Source organism: Bacteroides faecium, assembly GCF_012113595.1.
Taxonomy (GTDB): Bacteria; Bacteroidota; Bacteroidia; order Bacteroidales; family Bacteroidaceae; genus Bacteroides; species Bacteroides faecium.
Map to the genome: position 1 here is coordinate 2,799,228 of NZ_CP050831.1, position 15,320 is coordinate 2,814,547.

Here is a 15,320-nt window from a genome sequence, read left to right on the forward strand (position 1 = left end):
GTAGAAAGAGAAGAAGATGAAAAGTATAATTTTGAGTTGGGCACTGGTAGCGGTTTGTACACTGACGACACTATCCGTGCAAGCCCAGGATGCTGTGAGCCTGGAAATTGTCGACGGTTTGTATAATGACGGTTTGAAAGCCAAGATGGAAAGAAACACCGGTGCACTGTTGACAGAAATAAACAAGGCATTCAAAGAAAACAGAGCGTTGAACCTGGCGCCGTTGGGACTGACCGATTCGGCTGAACGGGGACTTAGTGCTTTGTGGGAGAATACACACTTTTACTGCGATGATTCCGAAGTGGTGCAGTCATGTATCCGCAACGGAAACGGCTATCAGATTCGTCAGATACCTCTGATGATAAAACCGATAGGCGATACACTGGACGATGAATATCAGGAAGCAGTGATTAATTACGACGCTAACGGAAGTATCACTCGCTTCAACTTTACCCTCAGCACCACAGTCTATCAGAATGTGATGAAGAAAGGGAAGACAGTGACTGAGATTGCCCGCCGCCAGGAAATTCTTTCCTATGTAGAGCAGTTCCGTACGGCTTATAATGAAAAGGATACCACATTTTTAAAAAACATCTTCAGCGAAGATGCATTGATTATTACAGGTACCGTAACCAAAGTCAAGAAAACTGATGGCGCAGGAATTACCTATAATAAAGTGACCTACAAGAAACAGGGCAAGCAGGAATACATCAACAACCTGAAAAGAAGCTTTGCCGCAAACAAGTGGATTAACGTCCGCTTCGACGAAGTGAAAGTGGTAAAACACCCTAATCCGAAGATGGAAGGTTTCTATGGAGTAACCGTACATCAACTTTATGCCAACAGTAGCGGATATAATGATGACGGTTATCTGTTCATGTTGTGGGATTTCCGCGACAAGAATCAGGTGCAGATTCATGTACGTACCTGGCAGCCTCGTTGGATGAATACAGCAAAAACAGAAGAAATCGCCCAGGAAGAAATCTTCACTCCCGGCGATTTTGTAATTGACTTATAAACTTAATCAGACAAATGAAACAATTATATCGTTTTTTATTATTGCTGGGCTTTGCACTGGTGATAGGTGTGAAGGCAAATGCACAAAGAGTATCTTTTGTTGAGCCTAAAGAAGACGCATCTCTCACCGTCAGCCCCAATCGGGTAAAAATAGTCGTTCATTCCAACAGCGACAAGATGGAAATGTCGCACAACATGGGTGAAGAAAGAGGAGTAAGAACGGGCAATGACGACGGAACTTACTCTTATACCATCGACTATAATTTCCCCGAAGATTATGATGAAGATTTTATGAAATCCACCTTTCTCGTCAGACTCCCTGGCGGGCAGAAGGAGTTTATGCTCATTTTGCGGAAAGGCAAAGGATTCTCCGGAACTTTCAACGAAAACTTCACCATTACAGCCGAAAAGAACAACGACGGACTTTTTCCAGAATCCAAGGCAGCAAAGGTTACCTTCCTGTCGGATATGAAGAAGCTCAATATCGAGTGTAACGGCAAACCCTGTTTTGTAGAAGGAAAAGCCGTTCCCGCGGACGGATGCAACATGACTGCCGCAGTGAGTAATGAAAGCGGTGTGATGAACGCATATAGCATCGTATTTTCACTGGACGAAGAAAAGAAGACACCAACCTTTATCAAACATCCGGTTTTCAAAATCAAGTCAAGCTTCTCCAATGAGATTGGAGTCGACCTTGGCGGAGACTTGCAATATAAAAAGTCATACAGCTATACGGTTGTCAGCAATATAAAGGTTGTTGAAAAAGAAGCATCCTTCGAAGAAGTGCTCGCCAGGGCGCAGGCCAAGGAGAAAGAATCCGACTTCTTTGCAGCCGCCAATGCCTATCAGGATGCGCGCAGCCATATAGACTGTCCGGCAGACCGGAGAAGTGAACTCGAATCCCAACTGGGCAGAATGAATTCCGCCCGCAGATTCCTGCACTATGCCGAGAAATTTGAAAGACAAGGCGCAAGAGTGGAACGCAAGGAAGGTTTTACGGCCGACAGCGTGTTCATCTACTACCGTGGCGCTATCCGCAGCTATAAGAAAGTCCTTGAATACGCTCCCGGCGCAACTGTATATGCACAACGTGAAGAAGCACTGGAAAGTAAACTGAAAGACCACCCGATGAACAATAAAGTAACAACTGTTACTGTGAAATATCAGGAAATCACCGGAACCCATCCGAATGGTGGGGGAATACCTATCTATGCTTCTTATACATCTGAAAAGCCAAAGGCAAGCAGTGACGATAAACCTCTCGGAACTACGCGTGGCGATGGCTCATTCCGTCTGGTATTCAAGACTACGCCGCCACCTTATCTCTATTTCTATGGAGACAAAAAGTCTTACGCAATAGACAGCACGACAACTGAAATCAATTTCTAATCAAATCTACTATAATTAAACATTTTAAACTTTGTTGCAATGAAAAACAAACATCTGTTATTAGCTTTCGCAGCTATTCTTGGATTGGCTTTTGTGTTTCCTAATTCATTAAGTGCTCAGAAAAAAGAGAAGAAGAAAAAGGAAAAGAAAGAATTTGTGTGGGAACTGCCGGATCCCTCGGGTGATGAGAACATAGACAACTATCTTCTCTCTTGCGATACCTTGTATAACAAGATTACGACCTACAAGGACAGTTTGTCACATTACAAGTATCAGGAAGCCGCTTTTACCGTAAACGGCAAGAATTATCTCTTCAAATGTATGATTGACTCTGTCAACAATCAGTTCCTGAGTTACGGTATGGGACGCTGGCAAGTGGCACAAGGTATTATGGCAGGAGCAAATATTGTTCTCGACGCTACTACCCTTAGTCTGAAAACAGCTACGGCTGCTCTGTCTCTCCCTAATTTGGGACTGAAAGCAATCAAATACTTCAAACCCGTGAAAGATTTAGGCCCTCACGTGATTGGTATGGGTCTGAAAGAAATTCCTGCTATCAAGAAAGAATGTCAGAACACTATGCGTAAGTATGGCAACGCAAAGAAAGCAGCCATCCTTCCCGAAAATTTGGACGTTGCTGTCCGCGAACATCTGATTGCCGAACTTGGCATCGACAATAGCACCTTTGATAAATGGTATGGCAAATATATCTTCGTCAACGAAGATATACAAGAAGCCGCCGAAGGCACAGAAAACCAAGTTGTAGAAAAGACGGACGAAGAAAAAGACGCCGGCAACAAACTGACCGATTATAAGAACTTCGGAGTTGCCGACCTGCCGGAAGGACAAGCCGAACCGTCAGAAGAGGAAGAAATGAACTTATTGAGCTAATCCGAACCGGAGAATTGTTCTTATGACCCAGTCATAAAGAACAACGAAAACAATACGAATGGCGCAGTAATATGGATGAAATAAGAAATCCATATAACGTGCGTCATTCTTTTTATTTGTTACCTTTACTGAAAACTGCTGTAAATGTGACCCGATTGTCGGATGATTTATTTATATTTGCCTTGATTAATACTGAATATTATGGAACAACAGGCTAATTATATCCGTCGTATCGAAATCCACGGACTATGGGAACGCTTTAATATAGGATGGGATTTGCGTCCCGATGTGAACATCCTTTCCGGCATCAACGGGGTGGGGAAGACCACCATTCTGAACCGTTCGGTAGGATACCTCGAAGAACTTTCCGGCGAAATGAAAAGTGACGAAAAGAACGGTGTGCGCCTTTTCTTCGACAATCCCGAAGCAACTTATATCCGCTACGACGTTATCCGGAGCTACGACCGCCCCCTGATTATGGGCGACTTCACCGCCCGCATGGCCGATAAGAACGTAAAGTCCGAACTGGACTGGCAACTCTATCTCCTGCAACGCCGCTACCTCGACTATCAAGTCAACATCGGTAACAAAATGATAGAAATGCTTTCCAGTACCGATGAAGAAGAACGCCGCAGGGCAGCTACCCTGTCCATAGCCAAGCGTCGTTTCCAAGATATGATTGACGAACTTTTCAGCTACACCCGCAAGAAGATAGACCGTAAACGGAACGACATCGCCTTCTATCAGGACGGTGAACTGCTGTTCCCCTACAAACTGTCTTCCGGCGAAAAGCAAATGCTCGTCATCCTGCTCACCGTACTCGTGCAGGACAATGACCACTGCGTACTCTTTATGGACGAACCGGAAGCCTCGCTCCACATCGAATGGCAACAGAAATTGATTGCCATGATACGTGAACTGAATCCGAATGTGCAAATCATCCTGACCACCCATTCGCCCGCCGTCATCATGGAAGGCTGGCTGGATGCCGTGACGGAAGTAAGCGATATATCAACGGAAACAGATGGATTTAAAGTGTCTCCCGTTCATTAATCACTAATCATTAAACCGTTAATCACTAGCTACTCACCCGTTAATCATTAGCTACATGGCAACTTCACTACGAGATAACCTGACTTCTTCATACTTCAACGCAGCCCACAAGCTCTACTCGAAGAAAGCCCGCCGGCGTATCATAGCTTATGTAGAAAGCTATGACGACATTGCTTTCTGGCGTACCCTGCTTGAAGAGTTTGAAGATGACGAACACTATTTCCAGGTGATGCTACCTTCGGCCAACTCCCTCGCAAAAGGGAAAAAGATGGTACTCATGAACACCCTCAATACAGCCGAACTGGGAAGAAGCCTGATAGCCTGCGTAGACAGCGACTATGATTTCCTGTTGCAGGGAGCGACCAACACTTCCCGCAAAATCAACCGGAACAAATACATTTTCCAAACCTACACGTATGCTATTGAAAACTACCATTGCTTTGCCGAAAGCCTGCATGAAGTATGTGTGCAAGCCACATTGAACGACCGCTTCATCCTTGATTTCAATGCTTACCTAAGGAGGTATTCCGAAATCGTGTATCCTCTTTTCCTGTGGAATATATGGTTCTACCGCCAACGGGATACCTACACCTTTCCGATGTACGACTTCCACACCTATACTTCCTTGCGTGAAATAAGTCTCAAACATCCGGAAAAGAGTCTGGAAGCATTGCAACAGCGTGTCAACCAAAAACTGGCGGAACTGAAAAAACGCTTTTCCCGCAGTATTAACCAAGTGAATGCGTTGCGTACCGAACTGAGAGAATTGGGATTGATGCCGGAAACCACCTACTTATATATGCAGGGGCATCATGTGATAGACAATGTGGTAATGAAACTCCTCACCCCGGTGTGTACGGTGCTGCGCCGGGAGCGTGAACAGGAAATCAAACGATTGGCGGAACATAATGAACAATTCAAGAACGAATTAACTTGTTATCAGAACAGTCAGGTGAATGTAGAAATCATGCTGAAGAAGAACGTAGCTTACAAACGGCTGTTCCACTACGACTGGCTGAGACAAGATATACATGAATATTTAGAAAAAGGGAAATAAAAACTAAAAAGAAAAAGAGAGAAACTGCTTATGGATGAAGTAAAAGAAGTGATTGACATAGCACCCGTTACATTGGTAAATGGTGAGACGGAGAATGCAGGTGACGCAATGATGCAGGGAGTGAACAATACCTTGTTGTCAATGGGAGTGGATGAAGTCTGGGCGGATAAGATTGATAATTTTGTCATATTATTGATTATCATAGGTGTAGCCCTGTTGGCTAATCTGATTTGCCGTAAGATTATCTTGCGTACAGTAGCCAGACTGGTGAAACAAACGAAAGCCACCTGGGACGACATCGTATTCAATGATAAAGTGATGGCGAACCTTAGTCGGATGGTCGCGCCGATATTAATTTATATTGCCATCCCTATTGCATTCCCCGACCATGCGGATTCCGCCTTGCTCGACTTCCTACGCCGGCTTTGTATGATTTACATACTTGCCGTATTCCTGCGCTTCGTAAGTGCCCTGTTTACTGCCATCTACCTGGTATACAGTGCCCGCGAGCAATATAGAGACAAACCTCTGAAAGGACTTTTGCAAACAGCGCAAGGCATTCTTTTCTTTATAGGAGCTATCATTATCATCAGTATCCTGATAAAGCAGAATCCTGCGGTATTGCTGACCGGCCTCGGCGCTTCCGCCGCCGTCCTGATGTTGGTTTTCAAAGACAGTATCATGGGCTTTGTTTCCGGCATTCAGCTTTCCGCCAATAATATGTTGAAAGTAGGAGACTGGATTACGATGCCGAAATATGGTGCGGACGGAACAGTGATAGAAGTTTCATTGAATACGGTAAAGGTACGCAACTTCGACAATACCATCACCACCCTTCCCCCTTACCTGCTGGTCAGCGACTCTTTCCAGAACTGGCAAGGGATGCAGGAATCCGGCGGTCGTCGTGTGAAACGTTCCATCAATATCGACATGACCAGCGTACACTTCTGCACACCTGAAATGTTGGCAAAGTATCGGAAGATACAAATATTGAAAGACTACGTGGACGAAACGGAGAAAGTGGTGGAAGACTATAATAAAGAACATAATATTGACAACTCAGTGTTAGTAAACGGCCGCCGGCAAACCAATTTGGGAGTTTTCCGCGCCTATCTGACTAATTATCTGAAAAGTCTGCCTACCGTTAATCAGGATTTGACTTGTATGGTACGCCAGCTCCAGCCTACTGAAACCGGTATCCCGTTGGAACTTTATTTCTTTTCCGCCAATAAAGCGTGGGTTGCCTATGAAGGCATACAGGCAGATGTATTCGACCATGTGCTTGCCATTATCTCTGAATTCGACCTGCGCGTATTCCAAAACCTGTCGGGTGCGGACTTGCACCGGATAGGAGTAAAGATAGAAAATTGAAAAGCACAATAAAACAAATAATATTCCAATAAAATCACAATAAACTACGTATATTATGAACGCACCTTTACCTAACCAAATTATCCGTGAGATTACTCCTTTATCAGACAAGGACTGTTTTTATATCGCGGAACGTTATAAGACGGAATTCACTTATCCCATTCACAACCATTCCGAGTTCGAACTGAACTTTACGGAGAAAGCGGCGGGAGTGAGAAGAGTGGTCGGAGATTCTTCCGAAGTGATAAGTGACTATGACCTGGTCTTGATAACAGGTAAAGACCTCGAACACGTATGGGAGCAGAACGAGTGCCGTTCGAAGGAGATACGGGAGATAACGATTCAGTTCTCTTCCGACCTCTTCTTCAAGAGTTTCATCAATAAGAATCAATTCGACTCCATCCGCCGGATGCTGGATAAGGCGCAGAAAGGACTTTGTTTTCCGATGTCCGCGATTCTTAAAATATATCCGTTATTGGATACGCTTGCTTCCGAGAAACAGGGATTCTATGCAGTCATCAAGTTTATGACGATTCTCTACGAACTCTCCCTTTTCGAAGAAGAATCCCGCACGTTGTCCAGTTCGTCGTTTGCCAAGATAGATATTCATTCCGACAGCCGACGTGTGCAGAAAGTGCAGGAGTATATCAACTCCCATTATCAGGAAGAGATTCGTTTAGGGCAGTTGGCAGATATGGTCGGAATGACGGACGTATCATTCAGCAGGTTCTTCAAACTGCGTACGGGAAAGAATCTTTCCGATTATATCATTGATATCCGTCTTGGTTTCGCTTCCCGCCTGTTGGTGGATTCCACCATGTCGATAGCCGAAATCTGCTATGAGTGCGGATTCAATAACCTTTCCAATTTCAACCGTATCTTCAAGAAGAAAAAGGCTTGCTCGCCTAAAGAATTCCGTGAGAATTACCGGAAAAAGAAGAAGCTGGTTTAACAAATCGAGTGCTATCTTACAATTAAATGATGATTATAATTTAGGCACGGATTACACGAATTTCACGGTTTACTGAAATATGATTGTACAAAGCAACAGTGTAATCCGCGTAATCCGTGCCTAGATTTAAATCTCCGCAGGGAGTAATTGGGAAAACCATGCCTGAAGTAGTTTCTGCCATGCTGAAACTAAATGTTTTTCATGCGTTGAAACAAACTGTTTCACACCGAGAAACAAACAGTTTCACACCGGGAAACGAAGTGTTTCACACCGAGAAACAAAGTGTTTCAACTGATGAAACAAATTTTGGAACTGGCGGAGAGGAGAAATTCCGGTAAAGAGACAAGCATGTAATACGCTTGCAACCTATCTTTCAACCGATTGTCTTTTCTTCGTCTTATCATTGTAATACCCACCCCCTACCTTTGCCCACGGATTTAAAAACGTAGAGTAAAGTTAGATGAAAAAACAATTTCTTATTAAATTCTCAGTGGCAGCCTTCTTCTGCCTGTTGTGTGTACTTCCCGCATCGGCTGCCAATATCAAGATTAAAGGAGCTGTGAAAGACAAGCTTTCCAAAGAACCTTTGATAGGAGCTACCATCCGCTTGATAGGAACTCAGACCGGTGCAGTTACCGATATGGATGGTAATTTCGAATTGAACGACAGAGGGCTGCTGGAAGGAATGTATGATGTAGAAATAAAGTATATAGGATATAAGACAGAAGTACGCCGCAAAGTCCGTGTGGAAAACGGGAAATTGGTGATACTGAACCTCGAACTTGAAACGGACGCGCAAGAACTTTCTGACGTTGTGGTCGTGGCGAAAAAGAATCGTGAAAACGAGAATATGCTTTTGCTCGAACAGCAGAAAGCAGTAATTGCCGTACAGTCCGTCAGCGTGAAAGAACTCTCCCGCAAAGGCGTTTCCGACGCGGAAGGTGCTGTAACCAAAGTTTCCGGAGTATCCAAGCAAGACGGAGTGAAGAACGTCTTTGTCCGCGGGCTGGGCGACCGCTATAACGCTACCACCTTCAACGGTTTCTCCCTTCCTTCCGAAGACCCCGAATATAAGAATATCTCTCTCGACTTTTTTGGAACGGACGTCATCCAGTCCGTAGGCGCCAATAAGGCTTTTCATGCAGGCGGCAGCAGTGATGTCGGCGGCGCGACGATTGACATCGTCTCTAAAGAACTGATAGGCAGCGGAAACCTAGGCTTCGGCATTTCCGGCGGATTGAATACACAGACCTTGACTGCCGACTTTCTCAAAATGGACGGAGTGAACTTTATGGGCTTTTCCAACCGCACCGAACCCGCTGACGAAAACACCTGGGGATTCAAGAATAAGCTCGACCCTTCCGAAAAGCATCTCCAGATAAACCGCAGTTACAGCATTTCCGGTGGAAAACGTTTCTATGTAGGAAAGGACAAGAACCCGCTTTCTTTCTTCCTGACCGCCGGGCATACAACGGATTATCAGTACACGGACGAAGTGATACGCAACACTACCACCAGCGGTACGGTCTACAAAGACATGCAGGGAAAGAAATATGCGGAGAATATCAGCCAACTGGCGCTTGCCAACGTAGACTACGATATGAACAACCGTCACCATGTCAGCTATAACTTTATGATGGTACATGCCAATACGCAGTCGGTAGGCGATTATAACGGCAAGAACTCTATCTTTAGCGATGATTATGAAAACCTGGGACTTACCCGTCGCCAACAATCCAATGACAACCTGTTAATCGTCAATCAGTTGATGACCAACTGGGGACTGACAAAATCATTAAGCCTGGACGCCGGCGCTTCCTACAACATAGTGAAAGGATACGAACCGGACCGTCGCATCAACAATATTACGAAAGCGGAAAACGGATACACCCTGTTGCGGGGGAATTCGCAGCAACGGTATTTCTCCTCCCTGAACGAAGATGATATCAATGTAAAGGCAGGCTTGGTCTACCGTCTGAAAGATGATGTGGAAGAAATATCCAATATCCGTCTCGGCTATACAGGCCGGTTTGTAGACGATAACTTCAAGGCTACGGAATATAACCTGACCGTAGGGCATGCTTCCGACTTCCCCTCGCTGGACGGTTTCTCGCTCGACGATTATTACAACCAGGAAAACTTCTCTTCCGACTGGTTCAAGATTCAGAAGAATGTAGATAAATATACGGTTAAAAAGAATATCCATTCGGCTTATGCCGAAGCTACTTACCAGTTCACTTCGCACTGGATTGCCAACTTGGGATTGAAGTATGATAATGTAGACATCAATGTAGACTATAATGTGAACAGGGGTGGCTCCGAAGGAAGCAACACCATCCGGAAAGATTATTTCCTGCCCAGCCTTAACCTGAAATACAACCTGAATGAGAAACATTCTCTCCGTCTGGGAGCAAGCAAGACCTATACGTTGCCGCAAGCCAAGGAAATATCACCTTACCGTTATGTAGGTGTGAACTTCAACAGCCAGGGTAATCCGGACTTGAAACCTTCGGACAACTATAACCTCGACTTGAAATGGGATTTTAATCCCAGCCCGTCGGAACTGATTTCGCTTACAGCTTTCTATAAACATATCAAAGACCCTATTTCGCGCATCGAAGTAGCTAGTGCCGGCGGGTATCTCTCTTATGAGAATATTGCGGATAAGGCGACAGTTGCCGGAGTAGAGGTAGAGATACGCAAGAACCTCTTTGTCCGTCCAGTGGGCAGTGCCGCAAACGGCATGAACAAGCTCTCCTTCGGGCTGAACGGCTCTTATATTTATACGAACGCTAAAATGCCTTTGGCAACCATCACCACTGGTTCGCAACTGGAAGGCGCTGCCCCGTGGATTGCAAACTTCGACCTGTCTCATAACTTCACCCGGGGTGAACGCAGCTTTATCAATACGCTGGTTCTCAACTATGTGAGCGATAAAATTTATACCATCGGAACGCAAGGCTATCAGGACATCATGGAACGAGGATGTGTCACGCTCGACTTTGTGTCGCAAGCCCGCCTGAACAAACATGTCTCCTTGAACCTGAAAGCCCGCAACCTGCTGAACCCCTCTTATAAATTGAGTCGCAAAGCGAATGAAGGCGGAGAAAAGATAGTGCTGGGCGACTATAAAAAAGGAATCAATATCAGCCTGGGAGTAGCGTGTACATTCTAACTCCCAAGTATTCGAATAAGATTATTAACTAATCAAAGAATAAGATTATTAACCAATTACTGAATAGAATTATTAACCAATTATTGAAGCAAAATGAAAAGATTGTTTGTGAACTTTATGACATGTGCCGCTATGGCAACTGCACTTACGCTGACTGCATGTAGCAGTGATAGCGACGGAGATGGTAATGGAAACGGTAACGGTGGAAACGGAGGTGGGACAGGCAGCTCTATTGTAGTGGGCGACAACATCCTGTCCGGAACTCTGACCGGAGAACAGACGCTGGAATCTAAAGAATATATCCTGAACGGAACGGTAGTTATTGCAGACGGCGGCCGTCTCAATATCCCTGCCGGAACAACGATTAAAGCCCGCGAAGGTTTCAGCAGTTATCTTCTGGTAGCGCAAGGCGGTAAACTCTATGCCGACGGGACAGCAGAGAAGCCGATTATCTTCACCGCAAACACGACTTCACCCGTGTCCGGATACTGGGGCGGTATCATCATCAACGGTAAAGCTCCTATTTCCGGTCAGAGTGCTGACAAGAGCGATACAGGCTTGACGGAAATCGACAACAGCTATAAATACGGCGGCAGCGTGGACAATGATAACTCCGGTTCGTTGACTTACGTGCAAATCTGCTATGCCGGAGCCCGTTCTACTGCTGATATCGAGCATAACGGCCTGACGCTGAACGGTGTGGGTAACGGTACGAAGATTGAAAACATCTATGTACTTGAAAGTGCGGATGACGCCATCGAATTTTTCGGTGGAACGGTCAATGTGACCAACCTGTTGGCAGTAAATCCGGATGACGATATGTTCGACTTCACACAAGGATATAGCGGCACGCTGAAAAACTGCTATGGCGTATGGGAAAGCGGTTATACCAGCACAGAAGCCGACCCTCGCGGCATTGAAGCGGACGGTAATCTCGACGGATTGTATCCTACCCATCTGCGTCAGTCCGACTTTCGGGTGGAAAACATGACGATTGTGAATAATGCAGCTAATAAAGCCGATAACGTAGACCGTATGCAGGATGTGATAAAGATTCGTCGCGGCGCGAAAGCTACTATCGTCAATGCGTTGGTGAAAGGTACGGGCGGCTCAATCGACCTCGTTGATATGTCCGACAGCAAGGGTGCGGGCAACGCAGATTCCAGTGTTAGTATCACAAACTCACTGAGCCTGACAGGAAAGAAACTGAACGGTACATTAAATACATTTACCGAACCGGCAGATAATACAGGTGCGGACGCTTCCTTATTCACCTGGACAGGATATGATTTCTCTTCACTCTGATTCCTCAGATTATAAAGTCTGGTTTTAGGAAAGTTAAGAGGAGAGCTTGCAGTTGTAAGCTCTCCTTCTCTTTGCATTTGCTTCTTCTTGCCAATTCCTCTGTGATTAGCAATTATTTCGTATATTATATATCTGCTCTGATTTTCTTTTTATTATCTTTGCTATTCACTTTCGTGTAATGAAATAAAATATGCAAACAGACTACGAGCGATATATCAAGATGTCTTCTCTAGCCCAGATAGGATGGTGGGAAGCGGATTTTGCGGCAGGACATTATTTGTGTTCGGATTTTCTTTGTAACCTTCTCGGGTTGGAAGGAGATACCATTTCTTTTCAAGAATTTCAGAATTTGATACGCGAAGATTATCGTGAGCAAATTATTCAGGAGTTTCGTGCGAATGCGCATATACATCGCAACTTTTATGAGCAGACTTTCCCTGTCCATTCCAGGTATGGTGAAATCTGGTTGCATACCCGTCTGGCCAATCGTGAGAAGGGTACGGGAACTAATGGTGGTGACAAATCCTTTGGAGTCATCCAGTGGGTGGAAGCTCCTAAAGAAACCGGGCAAAGGGACTCGTTGCGAAGGGTAAACAGCCTGCTTCGTCGGCAGAACTTTATTTCCCAGTCTTTGCTTCGTTTCCTTCGTGACGAAGAAGTAGGCTCTTGCGTCATAGAGATATTGAATGATATCCTGAATCTATATTACGGAGAAGGACGCGTCTATATCTTCGAATATGACGAAAATCACACTCACCAGAGTTGTACGTACGAAGTTGTTTCCGAAGGAGTGTCGTCGGAAAAAGACAGTCAGCAGCATCTTCCTATCGACCAGGCGAAATGGTGGAGCAGGCAGATTCTTTCCGGCACGCCTATCCTGCTCAACTCATTGAATCAGTTGCCCGAAGAGGCGGAAGAAGAATATCATTTCCTCAACGCGCAGGGCATACTGTCGATGATGGTGACTCCTTTAATGGCAAACGACCGCATCTGGGGGTATATGGGCATTGACTTAGTCAAGTCCTATCATGAATGGAGCAATGAAGATTACCAATGGTTTTCCTCATTAGCGAATATTATAGGCATTTGCATAGAATTGCGGAAAGCAAAAGACAATGTAGTCCGTGAACAGGTATTCCTGAACAATCTGTTCCGTTTTATGCCGATGGGCTATATCCGGTTGTCGATAATCCGGGATGAGAATAACCAGCCTTGCGATTATAGGATAACGGACGGGAATAGTCTGATTGCTAAGATTTTCGGCAATTCAATAGAAGAATATAAGGGTTGCCTGGCTTCGGATATACATCCCGACTATGTATCTAAACTTGACCTTTTGGCTCGAGTGATGGAGGATAACACTTATAGGGAGGGAGATGAATACTTCGCCAAAACAGGTGTTTATACCCATTGGATTGTTTATTCGCCGGAGGAAGATGAAGTGGTTGCGCTGTTCCTCGACACCACCCAGGCTGTGAAAGCCAACAAGGCGATGGATCGCAGCGAGAAGCTATTTCAGAATATCTTTGCCAATATTCCGGCAGGAGTGGAAATCTATGACAAGGACGGTTATCTGATTGATATGAACAACATGAATCTGGAGATATTCGGAGTCATGGACAAATCGGAAGTGATAGGGGTGAATTTCTTTGAGAATCCGAATGTTCCCCAGCAAATCCGCGACCGTGTACGGAATGAAGATTTGGTGGATTTTCGTCTCAACTACTCTTTCGAACGTGCCGAAGGATATTATCAGACGAACCGTTCGTCCATAATAGAGTTATATACGAAAGTCAGCAAACTATATGACAATGAAGGAAACTTCAACGGATATATATTGATTAATATAGACAATACCGAGCGCATTGATGCAATAAACCGTATCCGTGATTTCGAAAATTTCTTCCTGCTGATTTCGGATTATGCCAAAGTGGGATATGCCAAACTGAATCTTATGAACCGGAAGGGATATGCCATTAAGCAGTGGTATAAGAATGTGGGAGAAGAGGAAGATACTCCATTGAGCGAAGTCGTAGGTGTCTACCGCCACGTTCATCCGGACGACCGCCAGTATATTCTTGACTTCTACGAGGAAGTGAAGAAAGGCAACAGACGTCATTTCCAGAAAGAAATGCGTGTCCGCCGTGTGGGTACGGCCGACCAATGGAACTGGGTACGTTCTAATATTATGGTGACTACCTACAAGCCTGAAGAGAATGAAATAGAAATCATAGGTATCAACTACGACATTACGGAACTGAAAGAAACGGAAGCGGAACTTATTCTGGCACGTGACAAAGCAGAAATGGCGGACCGTCTGAAAAGTGCTTTCCTTGCCAATATGAGCCACGAAATCCGTACTCCGCTGAATGCTATTGTCGGCTTCTCCGACTTGTTGGTTGAGGCGGAAAATTTCGAAGAGCGGAAGGAATACATTAAGATAGTCCGCGACAATAACGAATTGTTGCTGCAACTGATTACGGACATACTCGACCTTTCGAAGATTGAAGCCGGTACGTTTGAGTTTTCATACGGAGAAGTGGATGTGAATGCGCTATGTGAGGATATTGTCCGTTGTATGCAGATGAAGGTGAAGGAGGGAGTCGAACTGCTGTTCGGTTCGCATCTTTCACAATGTCATATCATCAGCGACCGCAACCGCCTGCATCAGGTAATATCCAATTTCGTGAACAATGCCATTAAGTTTACTTCGCAGGGAAGTATCTGTGTGGGATACTGCGTGAAAGGTGAAGAACTGGAATTCTATGTGCAAGATACGGGAATGGGAATTGATGAGGAACATCAGTCGCATATCTTCGAACGTTTTGTCAAGCTCAACTCTTTCGTGCCCGGCACGGGATTAGGACTTTCTATTTGCCAGAGTATCGTAGAACAACTGGGCGGACGGATAGGCGTTGATTCCGAACCGGGCAAGGGCTCACGGTTCTGGTTCAGGCTTCCGGGGGCGATTGCGGTGGAATAAGTTGTCCATATATTAAGAATGGGCGTAATTGTTTAAGCATTCAGGCTTCACAATAATAATAAATGAAAAGGCAGTAGCTGCTCTCAGTGATGAGAGGCTACTGCCTTTTTCCAGTTGTGCAGTCTCG

At 45.1% G+C, this 15,320-nt stretch carries 11 protein-coding genes; all 11 read left to right on the top strand.

Annotated features, from left to right (window positions below; translation table 11 throughout):
* Positions 1-16 precede the first annotated feature (16 nt).
* The 11 genes from BacF7301_RS09990 (at position 17) to BacF7301_RS10040 (ending at position 15,193) form a co-directional block, all read left to right on the top strand.
* Positions 17-1,018 carry a hypothetical protein gene (locus tag BacF7301_RS09990; RefSeq protein ID WP_167962401.1) on the top strand — a complete coding sequence of 334 codons (1,002 nt, stop codon included), beginning with the start codon at positions 17-19 and terminating at the stop codon, positions 1,016-1,018.
* Between the two features lie 14 nt (positions 1,019-1,032).
* Positions 1,033-2,406, top strand: coding sequence for a hypothetical protein (locus tag BacF7301_RS09995; protein ID WP_245208428.1), 1,374 nt, complete (start codon positions 1,033-1,035; stop codon positions 2,404-2,406).
* A gap of 39 nt (positions 2,407-2,445) precedes the next feature.
* Positions 2,446-3,297: a hypothetical protein gene (locus BacF7301_RS10000; protein WP_167962403.1), complete on the top strand. Its 852-nt coding sequence runs from the start codon at positions 2,446-2,448 to the stop codon at positions 3,295-3,297.
* A gap of 201 nt (positions 3,298-3,498) precedes the next feature.
* Positions 3,499-4,350, top strand: a complete 852-nt coding sequence (locus tag BacF7301_RS10005; protein WP_167962405.1) for an AAA family ATPase — start codon at positions 3,499-3,501, stop codon at positions 4,348-4,350.
* A 55-nt stretch (positions 4,351-4,405) separates the two neighbouring features.
* A complete protein-coding gene (locus tag BacF7301_RS10010; protein ID WP_167962407.1) occupies positions 4,406-5,407 on the top strand; it encodes a DUF4435 domain-containing protein in 1,002 nt (333 codons plus the stop codon).
* 30 nt (positions 5,408-5,437) lie between these two features.
* Positions 5,438-6,778 carry a mechanosensitive ion channel family protein gene (locus BacF7301_RS10015; protein WP_209319519.1) on the top strand — a complete coding sequence of 447 codons (1,341 nt, stop codon included), beginning with the start codon at positions 5,438-5,440 and terminating at the stop codon, positions 6,776-6,778.
* A gap of 55 nt (positions 6,779-6,833) precedes the next feature.
* Positions 6,834-7,730 carry an AraC family transcriptional regulator gene (locus BacF7301_RS10020; RefSeq protein ID WP_167962409.1) on the top strand — a complete coding sequence of 299 codons (897 nt, stop codon included), beginning with the start codon at positions 6,834-6,836 and terminating at the stop codon, positions 7,728-7,730.
* 158 nt (positions 7,731-7,888) lie between these two features.
* A complete protein-coding gene (locus BacF7301_RS10025) occupies positions 7,889-8,068 on the top strand; it encodes a hypothetical protein (RefSeq protein ID WP_167962411.1) in 180 nt (59 codons plus the stop codon).
* A 122-nt stretch (positions 8,069-8,190) separates the two neighbouring features.
* Positions 8,191-10,905 (top strand): TonB-dependent receptor, encoded by a 2,715-nt coding sequence (locus tag BacF7301_RS10030; RefSeq protein WP_167962413.1) that lies wholly within the window; start codon positions 8,191-8,193, stop codon positions 10,903-10,905.
* Positions 10,906-10,998: 93 nt separating this feature from the next.
* Complete coding sequence (locus tag BacF7301_RS10035) at positions 10,999-12,210, top strand: beta-helix domain-containing protein (protein ID WP_167962415.1); 1,212 nt, start codon at positions 10,999-11,001, stop codon at positions 12,208-12,210.
* A gap of 190 nt (positions 12,211-12,400) precedes the next feature.
* Positions 12,401-15,193: a sensor histidine kinase gene (locus BacF7301_RS10040; RefSeq protein ID WP_167962417.1), complete on the top strand. Its 2,793-nt coding sequence runs from the start codon at positions 12,401-12,403 to the stop codon at positions 15,191-15,193.
* The last annotated feature ends 127 nt before the right edge of the window (positions 15,194-15,320 follow it).

Bases quoted from the DNA above. Each gene is read 5' to 3' on its own strand.
- BacF7301_RS09990 (WP_167962401.1), top strand. From the start codon at position 17: ATGAAAAGTATAATTTTGAGTTGGGCACTGGTAGCGGTTTGTACACTG.
- BacF7301_RS09995 (WP_245208428.1), top strand. From the start codon at position 1,033: ATGAAACAATTATATCGTTTTTTATTATTGCTGGGCTTTGCACTGGTG.
- BacF7301_RS10000 (WP_167962403.1), top strand. From the start codon at position 2,446: ATGAAAAACAAACATCTGTTATTAGCTTTCGCAGCTATTCTTGGATTG.
- BacF7301_RS10005 (WP_167962405.1), top strand. From the start codon at position 3,499: ATGGAACAACAGGCTAATTATATCCGTCGTATCGAAATCCACGGACTA.
- BacF7301_RS10010 (WP_167962407.1), top strand. From the start codon at position 4,406: ATGGCAACTTCACTACGAGATAACCTGACTTCTTCATACTTCAACGCA.
- BacF7301_RS10015 (WP_209319519.1), top strand. From the start codon at position 5,438: ATGGATGAAGTAAAAGAAGTGATTGACATAGCACCCGTTACATTGGTA.
- BacF7301_RS10020 (WP_167962409.1), top strand. From the start codon at position 6,834: ATGAACGCACCTTTACCTAACCAAATTATCCGTGAGATTACTCCTTTA.
- BacF7301_RS10025 (WP_167962411.1), top strand. From the start codon at position 7,889: ATGCCTGAAGTAGTTTCTGCCATGCTGAAACTAAATGTTTTTCATGCG.
- BacF7301_RS10030 (WP_167962413.1), top strand. From the start codon at position 8,191: ATGAAAAAACAATTTCTTATTAAATTCTCAGTGGCAGCCTTCTTCTGC.
- BacF7301_RS10035 (WP_167962415.1), top strand. From the start codon at position 10,999: ATGAAAAGATTGTTTGTGAACTTTATGACATGTGCCGCTATGGCAACT.
- BacF7301_RS10040 (WP_167962417.1), top strand. From the start codon at position 12,401: ATGCAAACAGACTACGAGCGATATATCAAGATGTCTTCTCTAGCCCAG.